Raw genomic sequence first — 15,819 nt, forward strand, 5'->3', positions numbered from 1 at the left:
CGCCCGCTTGGCGCCGGCCCGCCTCGGTGGGGCAGGATGGGAACCATGACCGCTTTCACCGCAGCTGATTCCAACTCCCGTCGCCACGGCGAGTACAAAGTCCCTGGCGGCAAGCTGGTGGTGGTGGACCTCGATGTCGCAGACGGCCTGCTGGCGAACGTCTCCGTCAGCGGGGATTTCTTCCTGGAACCGGACGAGGCACTGCTGGACATCAACCGCGGCCTCACGGGACTTCGGGAGGATACGACGGCGGCCGAGCTTGCCGCCGTCGTCACGGCTTCGCTGCCGCCGGACGCAGCCCTGTTCGGCTTCTCTGCCGACGCCGTTGCCATCGCGGTGCGCCGCGCCCTGGCCAAGGCCACGTCCTGGGCTGACCACCACTGGAACCTCATCGCCCCCAGCGTCCTGCCCACCGAAATCAACGTGGCCCTGGATGAGGTACTGACTGAAGAAGTCGGTGCGGGCCGCCGCAACCCCACCCTCCGGTTCTGGGACTGGCAGGAACCCTCCACGGTGATCGGCAGCTTCCAGTCCTACCGCAACGAAGTAGACCCCGACGGAGTGGCCAAGCACGGCATCAAGGTGGTCCGCCGGATCAGCGGCGGGGGAGCGATGTTTATGGAGGCAGGCAACTGCATCACCTACTCCCTGTACCTCCCGCAGACCCTGGTGGACGGCCTGAGCTTCGCCGACTCGTACCCGTTCCTGGACGCCTGGGTCATGGCGGCGCTGGAGAAACTCGGCATCTCCGCGTTCTACGTGCCGCTGAACGACATCGCCACGGAGCAGGGAAAGATCGGCGGGGCCGCGCAGAAGCGCCTGGCCAACGGCGGCATGCTGCACCACGTCACCATGAGCTACGACATGGACGCGGACAAGATGGTGGAAGTACTGAGGATCGGCAAGGAAAAGCTCTCCGACAAGGGCACCCGCAGCGCCAAGAAACGGGTGGACCCGCTCCGTCGGCAGACCGGCCTGGCGCGCGAAGACATCATTGCGGCCATGATGGAAGTCTTCGCTGAGCGGTATGGAGCCACGCCCTCGGAGCTTACCGACGCTGAACTGGCCACTGCCCGAGAGCGGGTTGCCAGCAAATTCGGCACCCCCGAGTGGCTCCACCGGGTGCCGTGACCCCCGTGGTGTGCTCTAGCCCGTACTGATGTCCCGGGTTCGGTGCGCCGGGCCTGGCCGTACGCAGGCAACCCACGTGTCACTGGGCAGGCCGGTACAACGACCGCCCGGTTAAGGGGCAACTGGTTTGCTGGCCTGCGCCTTGAGCGCACGCAGCAGATGGCTGCGCTGCTCGATGATGATGCGCCGCAGTGCCCGCGGAGCGTCAGCGTTCGCTTCCAGCCACTCATCCGTCCGCCGGATCACGGGATGCTGCGCCGGTTCGGTGCCCTCCGTCAGGTCCTGGGCCAGCGGGAAGAGGCCCCGGACAATGCGGCTGGCAATCTCAATGCTCCGGCTCTCCCAGACTTCCCGCAGGCACTCAAAGTACGGCTCCACGAAGGGTGCCAGCAGGGCAGCGGGCGCCGTGGTGAACCCGCTGATAGTGGCGGTCAGCAGCTGGTTGGAGAGGGCATTGCCGTGGACCGCCTCCTGCCACGCTGCGGCCTTGACCTCCGCGTCGGGCCGGGCGGCGAGGGCCGTGGCGTGGCCGGCGCGACCTGATGCCGTGGTGTCCCGGGCCAACTCTGCGTCCAACTCGGCCACGCTTGCCTGGCCGTTGGCCGCCAGTGCGTGCCAGAGGTGCCAGCGCAGTTCGGCATCCACTGCCAGGCCCTCCACCGGCGCGGTACCGTCCAGCAGGCCCTTGAGCCTGGGCAGGGCGGAGCCGTCATGCCTGCTGAAGGTGGCAAGGGTGCGGGCCCAGGCGAGCTGCTGGTCCGAGCCGGGCTCGGCCCGTTCCAGTTCCGCAGCCGCGGTGGCCAGGAAGGACGCCCGTACGGCACCGCGTTCCGCAGCAGGCGTGTAGCGTTCGACGGCGGTGCTTGCGTTCTCGAGGATGTTCAGCAGCACACCAATTCCGGTTTCAGCCTGACCGAACGCGGCGACCGCGTCCACGTAGCGGGCGGCGGGGCTTTCGCCGTCGCGGGCCGAGTTCCAGAGAGCTGTCCAGCAGAGGGCGCGCGCCATGGGATCAGTGATCCGGTCCAGGGAGGCCCGCACGGTGGCTTCGGAGGACGGGTCCAGCCGGACCTTGGCGTAGGTGAGGTCGTCGTCGTTGACCAGCAGGACCGCGGGGCGGGGCTTTCCGGCGAGCTGGGGAAGTTCAGTCCGGGCACCGGTCACGTCCGTCTCAAAGCTGCCCGTCCGCACCAGTGCTCCGGCGGCATCAAAATCGTAGGAACCCACGCGCAGCCGGTGCGGCCGCAGTTCTTCCCGTCCCGTCACTGGGTCCGCGGCGTCCTGGACGATGGCCACAGACCCCAGCACACCGTCGTCGTGCGGTGTCCCGGCGGGCCCAAAGTGCAGTGACAGCGTGGAGATCCCCGAGGTCTGCAGCCACTGCTGCGCCCAGCCGGCCAGGTCCCGCCCGGAAGCGGTGCTCAACGCGGCCAGCAGGTCGGCGAGGGAGGTGTTCCCGTACTCATGCTTGCGGAAGTATTCGCGGGAGCCGGCAATAAACGCCTCGAAGCCCACGTACGCCACCAACTGCTTGAGGACCGAGGCGCCCTTGGCGTACGTGATGCCGTCGAAATTCTGCTTGGCGGCCTCAAGGTCCGGAATGTCCGCGACGATGGGATGGGTGGTGGGCAGCTGGTCCTGGACGTAGGCCCAGGCCTTGCGCTTGTTGGCGAAGTTGACCCAGGCGGTGTCCCAGTCCGTGGCCATGTCCACGCCCAACGTGCCCATGTAATCGGCGAAGGATTCCTTGAGCCACAGGTCATCCCACCACTGCATGGTCACCAGGTCGCCGAACCACATGTGCGCCATCTCGTGCATCAGGGTGTTGGCGCGCGCCTGGTACTGCGCGTCCGTGGCGCGGGATGTGAAGACGTAGCTTTCGGTGAAGGTCACCAGGCCGGGGTTCTCCATGGCGCCGAGGTTGTATTCGGGGACGAACGCCTGGTCGTACTTGCCCCAAGGGTAGGGGTAGTCAAAGAGCCGGTTGAAGAAGTCCAGGCCCTTCTTGGTCAGCCGGAACAGTTCATCCGTATCGAAGGAGTCCGCCATCGATGCCCGGCAGTACAGGGCGAGCGGGATGTCCAGCGCAGTGCCGTCGTCCAGTGTTGCCTGCCAGCGGTCCTCCGCCTTGAAGTAGGGACCGGCGAGGACCGTGGTGATGTAGGTGGACATCGGCTTCGTGGTGGCGAAGTCCCACCGCGCGGTGGCGGGGTCGCTGGTGAGGAGCGTGCGGTTGGTTTCCGCCCCGTTGGAGGCTACGTGCCATTCGGCCGGCGCCATCACGTGGAAGGTGTAGGTGGCCTTGAGGTCGGGCTGTTCGAAGTTGGCGAAGACCCGGCGGGCGTCGGCCGGCTCGTACTGGGTGTAGAGGTAGCACTGCCCGTCCGCTGGATCCACGAACCGGTGCATACCCTCGCCCGAGCGGCTGTAGAGGGCCGTTCCGGTGACCATAACCTGGTTATCGGCCTGCAGGTTGTCCAGCCTGATCCTGGCCCCGTCCATCACGTCCTCCACCCGGAGTCCCTTGCCGTTCAGGAAAACGCTGTGCACGTCGCTGCCGATGAAGTCCAGGAAGGTGGAGGCGCCAGGCTGTGCGGTGAAGTTGATGACGCTGCGGGTGGGGTAGCCGGTCACTGCCGGATCCGGCGCTTGCCGCACGTCCAGCGAAACGTCGTAGCTGGTGGTGCTGATCAGGGCTGAACGTTCAGCGGCTTCGTCGCGCTGCAGATTCTCATGTGACACCCAGCTATCTAATCACGGGGCTGGTGTCCAAAATCACGCGGTGATCAGCAGGGCAGCGGCCAGGCCCAGGAGGGCGATCAGGAGCCAGGATGCCAGGGCTGCCAGGAGGGCGCGACCTCCTGTGTGCAGCAGGGTCCGCATGCGCACGGCGGACCCCAGCCCGAACAGCGCGGCGCCGAGCAGGATGTCCTGCAGGGCCGCACCTGCCTCCAGCCATCCGGCGCCGAGCCAGCCGGTGGACCGCAGGCCCACCATCGCCATGAAACCCAGGACAAACAGGGGCACCACGGGCGGGAGTTGCGTGTGGGCTTCGCTTCCGGGGCCGGAGCGCACCGCCTGCCGGTGATGCGCTCCGGCGATGGCTGCCACAGGCGCCAGCAGCAGCACCCGGGTGAGTTTAACCACGACGGCGATGCCCAGTGCCGCGGTCCCGGCGGTTTGCGCCGTGGCCACCACCTGGCCCACATCGTGTACCGATGCGCCGGTCCAGGCGCCGAACGTGGGCGCTGTGAGCTGCAGGGGGTGGACCAGCAGGGGCAGGACACCGATGGCAAGCGTTCCGCACAGGGTTACCAGCGCCACCGGCAGGACGGTGTCCACGTGCCGGATCCGCCGGACCGCGGCGATGGCGCCGATGGCTGACGCGCCGCAGATCGAAAAGCCCGTCGCCACCAGCAGCGACGTTACAGGCGACAGCCGGAACAGCCGGGAGATCAGGTAGGTGCCGCCGAAGCTGGCGGCCACCACCCCTGCTATCAGGACCAGGGCCAGCCAGCCCAGCCCCAGCACGTCCATGATGCTCACCTTCAGGCCCAGGATGATGATCCCGCCGCGCATCAGGTGTTTCCCGGCGAAGTCCAGCCCCGGCCTTGCCCTCCCGGCGGTCCAGCCACCGGCACCGGGCAGGTTGGCTGCCAGGACCCCCAGGACCACCGCCAGGGTCATGGCCGGGAGCGCGGGCACCAGCCGGTGGACTAGGAAAGCTGCGGCCAGGGCAAGGGCCGCCGTGGCCAGGCCCGGGACCAGCCTGTCAGCGCGGCCGGGGAGGCCAGGACCCGGGGCTGGGAGGCTTCTGCTGACTGGCACTCACCTACTGTGCCGGAAAAGTTGCGGAATCCACCAACCAGGCGGCTTCCACCAACACGCCACAATGGATGGCAGTAATGAATTCGAAACAAAAAGATGGTTGGCTTGTGGACATGTCAGACCTATTCCAGGATTACTCCGTGGCCGCCGGCCGCACCGGGGCCTACGACGAGATGTTCGCCCCCGGGCAGCAGGCCAGGAACTCGTACGGGCAGGTGGCGGACGCCCTTCGCAAGCTCTCGTTGGCCGATGTCAGTGCACGCGCCGACTCGATGGCCCGTACCTTCCTGGACCGTGGCGTCACCTTTGATTTCGCCGGAGAAGAGCGCCCCTTCCCGCTGGACATCGTCCCCCGCGTCATCCCCGCGGCCGAATGGAATGTGCTGGAGCGCGGCGTCGCGCAGCGCGTGCGTGCCCTCGAGGCGTTCCTGAACGACGTCTACGACAAAATGACCGTAGTGTCCGACGGCGTGATCCCCCGGCAGCTGGTAACCACCAGTGCGCACTTCCACCGCCAGGTCCACGGCTTCGAGCCGGCCGGCGGGGTCCGGGTGCACATCTCGGGCATCGACGTGGTCCGCGACGCCGCGGGCACGTTCCGGGTCCTGGAGGACAACGTCCGCGTCCCGTCGGGTGTGAGCTATGTCCTGGAGAACCGGCGGGCCATGGCCAAGGGCCTGCCCGAAGCTTTCGGCCAGCAGCTCATCCGGCCGGTTGAGGAGTACCCGCGCCGGCTGCTCTCGGCCCTGCGCAAAACCGCACCCGCGGGAGTGGACGATCCCACCGTCGTCGTCCTCACTCCCGGCGTGTTCAACAGCGCCTACTTCGAACACACCCTGCTCGCAGGCCTGATGGGTGTTGAGCTGGTGGAGGGCCGCGACCTCATCTGCCGCGGCAACCGCGTGTACATGCGCACCACGGCCGGTGAGCAACGGGTGGACGTAATCTACAAGCGCATCGACGACGACTTCCTTGATCCGCTGCAGTTCCGCGCTGACTCCATGCTGGGCTGCCCCGGGTTGGTCAACGCCGCACGCGCCGGCGGGGTGACCATCGCCAACGCGGTGGGCAATGGCGTTGCCGACGACAAACTGGTTTACAGTTACGTCCCTGACCTGATCCGCTACTACCTCAGCGAGGAGCCCATTATCGCCAACGTGGACACCTACCGCCTCGAGGAAAAGGAAGCGCGCGAGTACACGCTGGACAACCTCGCCGAGCTGGTGGTCAAGCCGGTGGACGGCTCCGGCGGCAAGGGCCTGGTAATCGGACCGGACGCCTCCAGGGACGAACTGGACGCCCTCCGGCAGCGGGTCATCGCCGACCCCCGCGGGTGGATCGCCCAGCCCGTGCTGCAGCTTTCCACCGTCCCCACCCTGAGCGGAGACAAGTTCGGGCCCCGCCACGTGGACCTGCGCCCCTTCGCAGTGAACGACGGCGACAACGTCTGGGTGCTGCCCGGCGGCCTCACGCGCGTGGCGCTGAAGGAAGGCTCGCTGATTGTGAACTCGAGCCAGGGCGGCGGCTCCAAGGACACGTGGGTCCTGGCGGATTCACCGAACCTTCCGGTGGAATCCGTGCCCCGGCCCAGCATCTCGGTGCGCGAACGCGTGTCCGTGTGGCCGGTGGAAAGCAACTGGCGGGACCGCCAGTCGGAGCAGCAGCAATGAAGGGGCCCGTCGCCGTGCCAGCATCTTTTCGAGTTTCGGGCCCGCAGGAGGTAACCGCGAATGCTTAGCCGAATTGCCGAGTCCCTTTTCTGGATCGGCCGGTATGTGGAACGTGCAGACGGCACGGCCCGCATCCTCGACGTCCACCTCGAACGCCTCAACCACCTGCCCATGGAGGAGCGCAAGAGCGTGGCCCAGGAACTCCTGGCGGTCATGGGCGCCCGGCCGCAAAGCGAAGACTTCGGCCTGCCCGAACTGCTGCACGCCCTGGCCTACGACAAAACCAGTGCCACCTCCATCGCCGGATCGCTCGGCGCTGCCCGCGAGAATGCCCGCCGGGCCCGCGAGACGGTATCGTCCGGCCTCTGGGAGAGCCTGAACACCACGTACTACGGGCTGAGCCAGCACCGCAAGGACGTGGTGGGCACCTACCGGTTCTGCAACTGGACCCTGGAACGCACCGCCATGGTCAGCGGCCTCGCGGACACCACCGTGAGCCACGACGAAAGCTGGCTGTTCCTCGTCCTGGGCCGGTCCCTGGAACGGGCGGACATGACGGCCCGCATGCTGTCCACCCGTGACGTCCTGTCCGCAGGGATGTCCTGGGTCAACATGCTCCGCTGCGCCGGCGCTTACGAATCCTTCCTGCGGACCCGGCGCGCGGCCTTCGGCGACCAGCACGCGGCCGAGTTCCTGCTCCTGGACCGGCTGTTCCCGCGGTCCATCGTCTACGCGCTGCGCGACGCCGACGAATGCCTGGCCAAGCTTGATCCGTCCGCCCAGCGGGTGGGCTTCATCAACGACGCCCGCCGCATTGTGGGCCAGGCCCGGACCTTCCTCGAGTTCCACCGCACCGACGACCTCATGTCGGAGCTGCCCGAGCACATGGAGCGGGTGCAGAAGGCAGTGTCCCAGGCCTCGGACGCCATTTCCCGTAAGTACTTCAATCAGGCGGACGAACTGGCCTGGGTGGGAGAAGTTTCATGACCCGGCTGAGCATCGTTCACAAAACGGCCTACAAGTACAACAAGCGCGTCACCCTGTCCTACAACGAGGCCCGGATGACCCCGCTGACCGACTCCCAGCAGGTGGTACTGGAATCGGTGGTCAAGGTGTCACCGTCACAGGCCGCCGTGAGCACCTACCGCGACTACTGGGGGACCCGGGTCACCGCGTTCGATATGCAGATGCCACACGAACACCTCGAAGTGGTCTCCAACATCACGGTTGAAGTGCACCGGGCCGAAAAGATCCCTTCCGAAGCGGACATTGCCGGCTGGGACGTCCTGGCCTCACCCGAGACGCTCAACACCCACAGCGACTGGCTGCCCCAGTCCAGGCTGAGCGGTCCCGGCGACGAAGTCCTGGGCATCATTCCAGGCGTGGTTGAGGGCAAGAACCCGCACGAAGCCGCCATGGCTGTGTTCGAGTGGATGCGCGGCGAGATGACGTACATGTCCGGTTCCACCGCCGTCACCACCAACGCGGAAGAGGCCTGGGGGCAACGCAAGGGAGTCTGCCAGGACCTCGCGCACCTGGCCATCGGCGCGCTCCGCAGCTGCGGCATCCCGGCACGGTATGTCTCGGGGTACCTGCACCCGCGCTCCAGCGCCGGCATCGGCGAGACAGTGGCCGGGCAGTCGCACGCCTGGCTGGAGTGGTGGGACGGCGACTGGCGGAGCTGGGACCCCACCAACCACAAGCCGGCCGGGGACTTCCACGTCACCGTGGCGCGCGGCAGGGACTACCGTGACGTGCCGCCGCTCAAGGGCATCCTGTCCGGCGGCGGCGGATCCGCCCTGAGCGTCAGCGTGGAGATCACCCAGCTCGCCTGACCCGAACCCGCGGGGGCCGGGCTTTTACTCCGGGGACGCCTTCGCTGCGCCGCTGAGCTGGGTCCACCAGGTGACCGTCTCGCGGCGCACGCCGCCGAGCATCGGCTTACCAGGGACTGGGCTTGTAGTCCTTGAGGAACACCCCGTACTGGTCCTCGCCGGCCTCGCCCATCACGATCGGATCGTAGACCCGCGCTGCTCCGTCCACCAGGTCCAGGGGTGCGTGGAAGCCTTCCTCCATCAGCCGGACCTTGGTGAAGTGAGGGCGTTCATCGGTGATCCAGCCGGTGTCCACCGCACTCATCAGGATGCCGTCGGAGTCCAGCATCTCCTGCGCGCTGGTCCGGGTCATCATGTTCAGGGCCGCTTTTGCCATGTTGGTGTGCGGGTGGCCCGGGCCCTTGTACGCGCGGGAGAACTGGCCCTCCATGGCCGAGACATTCACAATGTACTTCCGCCGTGCCGTGGACAGCTTCATGGCGGGCCGCAGCCGGCTGACCAGCAGGAAGGGTGCAGTGACGTTGCAGAGCTGGACCTCCAGCATCTCCAGTGGGTCCACCTCATCCACAACCTGCGTCCAGCTGTTGATGGTGGCCAGGTCCGGAACCAGCCCGCCGGCGTCGATCGCCGTGCCCGAGGCGATCCGTTCCAGCGATGCCGATCCGGTGGACAGCGCCAGCGAGGTGATGGCGTCGCCGGCGAGGACCGGGTGCTCGGTGACGCTGCTGGCGAGGGCCAGGGGGTGCTTGTCGTGGGCGTGCCCGAAGGTCACCAGTTCGGGGCCGCCGTTGGCCTGCTCAAGGGCGGCCGGCAGCGGCTCGTCCTCGGCATCCACCAGCGGCTTGTAGGCGTTGCCGGACCGGCGAACGGTCTGGGCCGCATTGTTGATGATGATGTCCAGCGGACCGGCCTCGTTCAGCGAGTCCGTCAGGGCCATAACCTGGGCGGGATCGCGGAGGTCGATGCCCACGATCCGCAGCCGGTGCAGCCACTCGCCGCTGTCCTCCATGGCGGCAAACCGGCGCGCGGCGTCCTTGGGGAAGCGGGTGGTGATGGTGGTGTGGGCGCCGTCGCGCAGGAGCCGGAGGGCGATGTACATGCCGATCTTGGCGCGCCCTCCGGTGAGCAGGGCGCTGCGGCCGGTGAGATCGGTGCGGGCATCGCGCTTGGCGTGGTTGAACACGGCGCACTCCGGGCAGAGCTGGTGGTAGAAAGCGTCCACCTGGGTGTAGTGCTGCTTGCAGATGTAGCAGGGGCGGGACCTGATGAGGTGGCCGGCCACCTTGCCCGTCGTAGAGGGGGCAAGCTTGTTTCCGCGGGTTTCGTCGTCGATCCGGTCCGGCGCGGCGGTGGCCGTCAACGCGATCACCGCCCGGTCGGCGTCGGAAATCAGGTCACGTTTGGTGACCCGACGGTGCCTCTTGACGGCCTTGAACATCTTGCCGGTGGCGCGGCGCACCGAGATGTAGTCCGGGTGCTCCTCGTCGTAGGCGTGGATCGTATTGAGGACCTTGAGGCAGGCCTGGATTTCCTCAGGCGTCAATTCGGGGGAGCTCATTGTACTGATTTTACAGCCTGGGACTCCCCGCGGCCCCCACCGTACAGCGGGGCCGCGGGGGAGTGCCCGGGCGGAGGAGTACTAGGAAATACGTGCGCGCGGGACGGCTTCGGCTGCAGCCGCAGCGTGCGTTTCGGCAACCTTGTCCACCGACTCGCGGACGTCCGGATACTGCTCCGCGGCTGCCTTGACCGCGTTCGGCACCAGGTGCAGGTTCGCGGCCGCGAGCTTGCGTTCCTCTTCGCCGGGTTCCGGGACTTCCTGGCCCTTGGACAGGACCGTGATGCCGGACTCGGTGACCTTGAAACCGCGGGCGCGGTCCAGCTCCGGGTCCAGGCCGATGGCTGCGCCGGAGGGCACCTTGACGTTCTTGTCGAGGATGGCCCGGTGGATGACGGCGCCCTCGCCGATGTGCACTTTGTCCATCAGGACGGAATCGACAACACGGCTGCTGGTTCCCACAAAGACGTCGTTGGACAGGACCGAGCCCTCCACCACAGCACCCGAGATGACCACGCCGCTGGAAACGATCGAGTCCAGCGCAGTGCCGACGGTGTTGTTCTGGCCGCGGACGAACTTGGCCGGCGGGGAAATGCTCTGCCGGGTGTAGATGGGCCACTCGGAGTTATAGAGGTTGAAGACCGGCAGCGGGGAGATGAGGTCCATGTGGGCGTCGTAGAAGGAGTCGATGGTGCCGACGTCGCGCCAGTAGGTGCGGTCCCGTTCGGTGGAGCCGGGGATGTCGTTCAGCGTGAAGTCATAGACGCCGGCCTCGCCCTGGTTGACGAAGTAGGGGATGATGTCCCCGCCCATGTCGTGCTTGGTGTCCAGCCGCTCGGCGTCCACGTGCAGGGCTGCGACCAGGGCGTCGGCGTCGAAGACGTAGTTGCCCATGGAAGCCAGGAACTGTGACGGGTCCGCCGCCAGGCCGGGAGTGTTGGCCGGCTTCTCGACGAAGGCGGCGATCTTCTGGGGGTCGTTCTGGTCCACTTCGATCACGCCGAACTGGTTGGCCATGTGCAGCGGCTGCCGTACCGCGGCTACGGTTGCCTTGGCGCCGCTGTTGACGTGCTGGGCCACCATCTGGGCGAAGTCCATGCGGTAGACGTGGTCGGCGCCAACCACCACAACGATGTCCGGGTTGGCGTCGTGGATGAGGTTCAGTGACTGGTAGATCGCATTCGCGCTGCCCAGGAACCAACTCTTGCCCACCCGCTGCTGGGCCGGAACAGACGCCACGTAGTTGCCGAGCTGGGTGGACATCCGCCACGTCTCGGAGATGTGGCGGTCAAGGCTGTGGGACTTGTACTGGGTCAGGACAACGATCTGCAGATAGCGGGAATTCACCAGGTTGGATAACGCAAAGTCGATCAGGCGGTAACTTCCGGCGAAGGGCACCGCCGGTTTGGCCCGGTCTGCCGTCAGTGGCATCAGTCTGTTTCCCTCGCCGCCTGCGAGGACAATGGCCAGGACTCTTTTGTTCAACGGCATAATGGTCGCTCCTGTACGCCTTCGTAACTCCCCAAGACAGTCCGGCATGCCCGGACTCCTTCACACTAGAACAGTTAAGCGTGAAGGACTACCTTGGGTCTTGTGCGAATAGACATTGTGACTAAAGAGTTCCCGCCAGAGATCTATGGTGGCGCCGGAGTCCACGTGGCCGAATTGAGCAGGGTGCTTAGTAAGCACGTTGACCTGCAGGTTCGTGCCTTTGGGGCTCCCCGCGACCCCGACTATCACGGCGCGGCGGTGACCTCGTACTCCGTGCCGGAGGACCTCGGTTCAGCAAACGCCGCTGTGCAGACGCTGGGGGTGGACCTGCGGATCGTCCCGGACATCGCCGGCGCGGACCTGGTCCATTCGCACACCTGGTACGCCAACATGGCCGGACACCTTGCGTCATTGCTCCATGGCATCCCGCACGTCCTCAGCGCGCACAGCCTGGAGCCGCTGCGGCCCTGGAAGGCCGAGCAGCTCGGTGGCGGGTACGCCCTGTCCTCCTGGGTGGAAAAGACCGCCTACGAGGCAGCCGCCGCCATCATCGCCGTGTCCGAGGGCATGCGCCAGGACATCCTGCGCAGCTACCCGGATGTTGACCCGGCCAAGGTCCGTGTGGTCCACAACGGCATCGACGTCGAGCTGTGGCAGCGCGACGAGAACCACGACGCCGTCCGCGCCCTGGGCATCGACCCGGACAAGCCGAGCGTGGTGTTCGTCGGCCGGAACACCCGCCAGAAGGGCGTCCCCTACCTCCTGCGCGCGGCTGCCAAGCTCCCCGCCGACGTCCAGCTTGTCCTGTGTCTGGGCGCTGCCGACACGCCTGAGCTTGCAGCGGAGACGGCCCGCCTGATCGAGGACCTGCAGCGCGAGCGCACCGGCGTGGTGCTCATCGAGCGCATGCTGCCCCGCCACGAACTGATCCAGGTGCTCAGCCACGCCACCGCCTTCGCCTGCCCGTCCATCTACGAACCGCTGGGCATCGTGAATCTCGAAGCCATGGCCTGCGGCGCGGCGGTTGTCGCCAGTGCCACGGGTGGTATCCCGGAAGTGGTGGAGCACGGCCAGACCGGCCTGCTCGTTGAGCTGGAGCAGGTCAACGACGGCACCGGAACACCCCTCGACCCGGAAAAGTTCGTCACCGAGTTCGCCGCCGCCCTCACCGAGGTGGTCTCCGACCCGGAGCGCGCCCGCGCCATGGGACAGGCCGGCCGGGTACGTGCCGAAAAGCACTTCTCCTGGGAGTCCATCACGGAAACCACGCTTGAGGTATACCGCTCCGTGCTCCCGGCGCAGAGCTAGCGTCCCGGGACGATGTACGGCGACGGCGCCGCCCACCTTGAGAGGTGGGCGGCGCCGTCGCCGTTATTGCAGCTGGGGACGGTCAGCTCCGGTTGCCTGCCGTGCGGGCCAGCAGGATCTTCTCATCCACGGGCGCCGTCCCGCTGGCCCGCTGGCTGCGGAAGTAAGCACGCGCCTCGTCCTGCCGTTCCCTCTCCGCGCCGGTGCCAACGGCAGCACGCACATGGTCGTCGCCGTAACCGAAGGCGTCCACGAGGTCAACGGCGTGCGGGCGGATCTTCACCAGCAGCCTGTTGATGTACTCACCCACGGTCCGGCCGCGCTGCATCGAGAGGCGGCCGTTCATCAGGTACCAGGACAGGTTCTTCTCGATCAGTGACAGGCCGAACAGGTCCCGCAGCCAGGTGAGGACCGTCCGCGTGCCGGGGTCCGCGGCATCGCCCAGAGCGTCGGTGAAGGCCTCCCACTGAAGCAGTTCGGCATGGGCCTGGGCGGCCTCAATGAGCTCATTCTGGTGCCGGTTGAACAGGGCAGCACCCTTCTCCTGCGACAGCCGGCCCGTACCCCTGAGCGCCGTTGCTGCTTCGGCCACCATGGTCTGCACCCGGTCGGTGAGCAGTGCACGCTGGCCTTCCTCGTCGCGGAGGGCGATGGCGGCTTTCTGCACCGAACCGGAGTCGGCCACAAACTGGGCTACCTGCCGCAGGCCGGTGCGGTGAATGGCCGTCCCGGTCGCCTGCCCCACCACATACCGGGCCAGCACGCCGAAGTCGACGCTGCGGAATTCCTTGGCGTAGTCCGCCAGGAGCCGCTTGGCCACAAGCTGCAACAGCACGGTGTTGTCGCCCTCGAAGGTGGCGTAGACATCAAGGTCCGCCCGGAGTGATGCAAAGCGGTTCTCGATCAGGAACCCGGCGCCTCCGCACGCCTCCCGGCATTCCTGCAGGGTGTCCAGCGCGTGCCAAGTACTCAGCGGCTTCAGTGCGGCGGCAAGGGTTTCCAGGTCCTGGCGGTCTTCATCCGTGTCGTGGGCGCCGGAGAAGACGTTGTCGAACTTCTGCAGCAGTTGCTCATGGGCAAAGCCGGCCGCGTACGTTGTGGCCAGCCGGGTGAACAGGCGCTTCTGGTGCCGCTGGTAATCAAGCAGCACTTCCTCCTCGGTGTGGGAGGAGGCGTTGAACTGCCGGCGTTCGGTGGCGTACTGGATGGCCGCCTTCAAGGCCACCTTGGACGCGGCCACTGCAGCGCCGTCCAGCGACACACGTCCCTGGACCAAAGTTCCCAGCATGGTGAAGAAGCGGCGGCCGGGGCTGGCGATCGGGGAGCTGTAGGTCCCTTCGGCGTCGACGTCCCCGTAGCGGTTCAGCAGGTTGGTCCGCGGGATGCGCACGTTGGTGAAGTGCAGCCGGCCGTTGTCTATCCCGTTGAGTCCGCCTTTGATGCCGTCGTCCTCGCCGCCGATGCCGGGCAGGAATTCCCTCGTGTCCGGGTCCCGGAGGTCAACATAGAACGCGTGGACCCCGTGGTTCACGCCGAGGGTGACCAGTTGGGCGAACACCACGGCGCCCAGCCCGTCATTGGCCGCGTTGCCGATGTAGTCCTTCCACGCCGCCCGGAAGGGCGTATGCACCACGAATTCGTCGGTGGCGGGATCGTAGGTGGCGGTGGTGGCGATGCTGGCCACGTCCGAGCCGTGTCCGGTTTCGGTCATGGCAAAGCAGCCGGGGATCTCCAGGCTCATGATGCCTGGGAGCCACTTGGCGTGATGCTCAGCCGTGCCAAGGTGCATCACCGCGGAACCGAAGAGCCCCCACTGGACACCGGCCTTGATCTGCAGCGACGGATCCGCCACCACGAGTTCCTCAAACCCCGCGATGTTTCCGCCGTGGTCATCGGAGCCGCCCAGCGACTCGGGGAAGGCCCGGTGGACGGACTCATTCTCCACGAGGTATTTCAGCTGCCCGAACACCCGGGCGCGGTGCTCGGTGTGGGTGAGTCCTTCGATCTTGTGCAGCTCGGGGCGTGCTGCGAGGTCCCGGGCCTGGCGCCGGATGGTTGCCCACTTGCCCAGGAGCTGTTCGCCCAGCGCGGCAACATCGACGGCGGGCTGTGCTGCAGCTGCCGCTGGGGCGGGGCGTTGCCTTCTTCCGGCGGGACGGTCCACTAGTTCAGTCATGTCGTAGTCCTTCGTTGGTGCTGACAGAGGGGTTCTGGTGCGGCGACGTGTTGGTGGTGCGGTGACGCGGGGCAGCGGGTGCTACGTCCGGGTGGACGGCGAGAGTTCGGGGGCGATGCCGACGCACAGCCAGTCGGTGATCTGGTGTGCCATTGCCTCCTGCCCGGGCCTGTCCGGGGACGAGGGGGTGTTGAGCCATTGTTCACCGGCGTTCCGCACCATTCCGATTGCGGCTTTGGGCCAGTAGCCGATGACGGCCTCCTTGCCGTCGCCCAAATGCGAGCGCATGGGCGTGGCGATCATCTCGGCCACCGCGTCAAAGAAGTGCCCCAAGGCCGCCGAGCCTGCTCCCGGGTCCTGGGTGCTGTCCGCGTCGGCGGCATGGCGCGTGACAAAGGTATAGACGCTGGGACTTGTGCTCGCCATCTGCAAGTACGCGTTGACCATGGCCAGGAGTCCTTCACGTGGGGTGTCGGCGCTCTGCGCGGCTTCCCGGATCCGGCGCTGCATCTGGCTGAGGACCACTTCTCCCACAGCCTGCTGCAGGCCGGCCTTGTCTCCGAAGTAGCGGTAGAACACGGATTTGGAGGTGCCGGCGGCGGCCGCTATATCCTCCATCGACGCGTCGCTGCCCAGGGCGTGCACTGCCCTTCGCGCTGATTTGATCAGCTCCCGCCGCCGTTCCTCCCGGTGGCTCTGCCAGCGCGACGAACGTCCGTCGCCCGGAGCGGCGTCAGGCGTGGCGGAGGTGCCGGTCTGCTGGATGTTCACGATACCCAGCGTATCAGGTACGCTGGGTATCGGTAACCGTACGTGACCCGA

General features: G+C 66.8%; 11 protein-coding genes. 5 read left to right on the plus strand and 6 right to left on the minus strand.

The window, feature by feature from the left end; all coding sequences use genetic code 11:
- The first annotated feature begins 45 nt into the window (after positions 1-45).
- Positions 46-1,131: a lipoate-protein ligase LplAB gene (gene lplAB / locus BACI348_RS10705; RefSeq protein WP_159825648.1), complete on the plus strand. Its 1,086-nt coding sequence runs from the start codon at positions 46-48 to the stop codon at positions 1,129-1,131.
- Between the two features lie 111 nt (positions 1,132-1,242).
- On the opposite strand, the gene pepN is transcribed toward lplAB, so the two are convergent.
- Both pepN and BACI348_RS10715 read right to left on the minus strand, forming a co-directional pair.
- A complete protein-coding gene (pepN, locus tag BACI348_RS10710) occupies positions 1,243-3,873 on the minus strand; it encodes an aminopeptidase N (RefSeq protein ID WP_159825650.1) in 2,631 nt (876 codons plus the stop codon).
- 33 nt (positions 3,874-3,906) lie between these two features.
- Positions 3,907-4,959 (minus strand): YeiH family protein, encoded by a 1,053-nt coding sequence (locus BACI348_RS10715; RefSeq protein ID WP_159825652.1) that lies wholly within the window; start codon positions 4,957-4,959, stop codon positions 3,907-3,909.
- Between the two features lie 113 nt (positions 4,960-5,072).
- Here BACI348_RS10715 and BACI348_RS10720 point away from each other — a divergent pair, with 113 nt between their 5' ends.
- The 3 genes from BACI348_RS10720 to BACI348_RS10730 are packed head-to-tail and all read left to right on the plus strand — an operon-like array spanning position 5,073 to position 8,464.
- Complete coding sequence (locus tag BACI348_RS10720) at positions 5,073-6,629, plus strand: circularly permuted type 2 ATP-grasp protein (protein ID WP_159825654.1); 1,557 nt, start codon at positions 5,073-5,075, stop codon at positions 6,627-6,629.
- 60 nt (positions 6,630-6,689) lie between these two features.
- Positions 6,690-7,616, plus strand: coding sequence for an alpha-E domain-containing protein (locus BACI348_RS10725; RefSeq protein WP_013600945.1), 927 nt, complete (start codon positions 6,690-6,692; stop codon positions 7,614-7,616).
- Positions 7,613-8,464 carry a transglutaminase family protein gene (locus tag BACI348_RS10730; protein ID WP_159825656.1) on the plus strand — a complete coding sequence of 284 codons (852 nt, stop codon included), beginning with the start codon at positions 7,613-7,615 and terminating at the stop codon, positions 8,462-8,464. Before BACI348_RS10725 ends, BACI348_RS10730 begins: the two co-directional genes overlap by 4 nt.
- Positions 8,465-8,570: 106 nt before the next feature.
- Here BACI348_RS10730 and BACI348_RS10735 read toward each other — a convergent pair whose 3' ends face one another.
- Positions 8,571-10,022 (minus strand): SDR family NAD(P)-dependent oxidoreductase, encoded by a 1,452-nt coding sequence (locus tag BACI348_RS10735; protein WP_159825658.1) that lies wholly within the window; start codon positions 10,020-10,022, stop codon positions 8,571-8,573.
- Positions 10,023-10,103: 81 nt separating this feature from the next.
- A complete protein-coding gene (glgC, locus tag BACI348_RS10740) occupies positions 10,104-11,513 on the minus strand; it encodes a glucose-1-phosphate adenylyltransferase (protein WP_159825660.1) in 1,410 nt (469 codons plus the stop codon).
- 102 nt (positions 11,514-11,615) lie between these two features.
- On the opposite strand from glgC, the gene glgA reads away from it, so the two are divergent.
- Entirely contained in the window at positions 11,616-12,821 is a 1,206-nt protein-coding gene (gene glgA / locus BACI348_RS10745) for a glycogen synthase (RefSeq protein WP_159825662.1), read from the plus strand.
- A gap of 82 nt (positions 12,822-12,903) precedes the next feature.
- Here glgA and BACI348_RS10750 read toward each other — a convergent pair whose 3' ends face one another.
- A complete protein-coding gene (locus tag BACI348_RS10750; RefSeq protein WP_159825664.1) occupies positions 12,904-14,997 on the minus strand; it encodes an acyl-CoA dehydrogenase family protein in 2,094 nt (697 codons plus the stop codon).
- Between the two features lie 81 nt (positions 14,998-15,078).
- Positions 15,079-15,768, minus strand: coding sequence for a TetR/AcrR family transcriptional regulator (locus tag BACI348_RS10755; RefSeq protein ID WP_442858497.1), 690 nt, complete (start codon positions 15,766-15,768; stop codon positions 15,079-15,081).
- Between the last annotated feature and the right edge of the window lie 51 nt (positions 15,769-15,819).

It is taken from the genome of Arthrobacter sp. 9AX, from assembly GCF_902506095.1.
Classification (GTDB): Bacteria; Actinomycetota; Actinomycetes; order Actinomycetales; family Micrococcaceae; genus Arthrobacter.

Coding starts and splice junctions, on each gene's coding strand:
- BACI348_RS10750 (WP_159825664.1), bottom strand. CDS start 14,997: ATGACTGAACTAGTGGACCGTCCCGCCGGAAGAAGGCAACGCCCCGCC.
- BACI348_RS10730 (WP_159825656.1), top strand. CDS start 7,613: ATGACCCGGCTGAGCATCGTTCACAAAACGGCCTACAAGTACAACAAG.
- BACI348_RS10720 (WP_159825654.1), top strand. CDS start 5,073: ATGTCAGACCTATTCCAGGATTACTCCGTGGCCGCCGGCCGCACCGGG.
- lplAB (WP_159825648.1), top strand. CDS start 46: ATGACCGCTTTCACCGCAGCTGATTCCAACTCCCGTCGCCACGGCGAG.
- BACI348_RS10735 (WP_159825658.1), bottom strand. CDS start 10,022: ATGAGCTCCCCCGAATTGACGCCTGAGGAAATCCAGGCCTGCCTCAAG.
- BACI348_RS10725 (WP_013600945.1), top strand. CDS start 6,690: ATGCTTAGCCGAATTGCCGAGTCCCTTTTCTGGATCGGCCGGTATGTG.
- glgC (WP_159825660.1), bottom strand. CDS start 11,513: ATGCCGTTGAACAAAAGAGTCCTGGCCATTGTCCTCGCAGGCGGCGAG.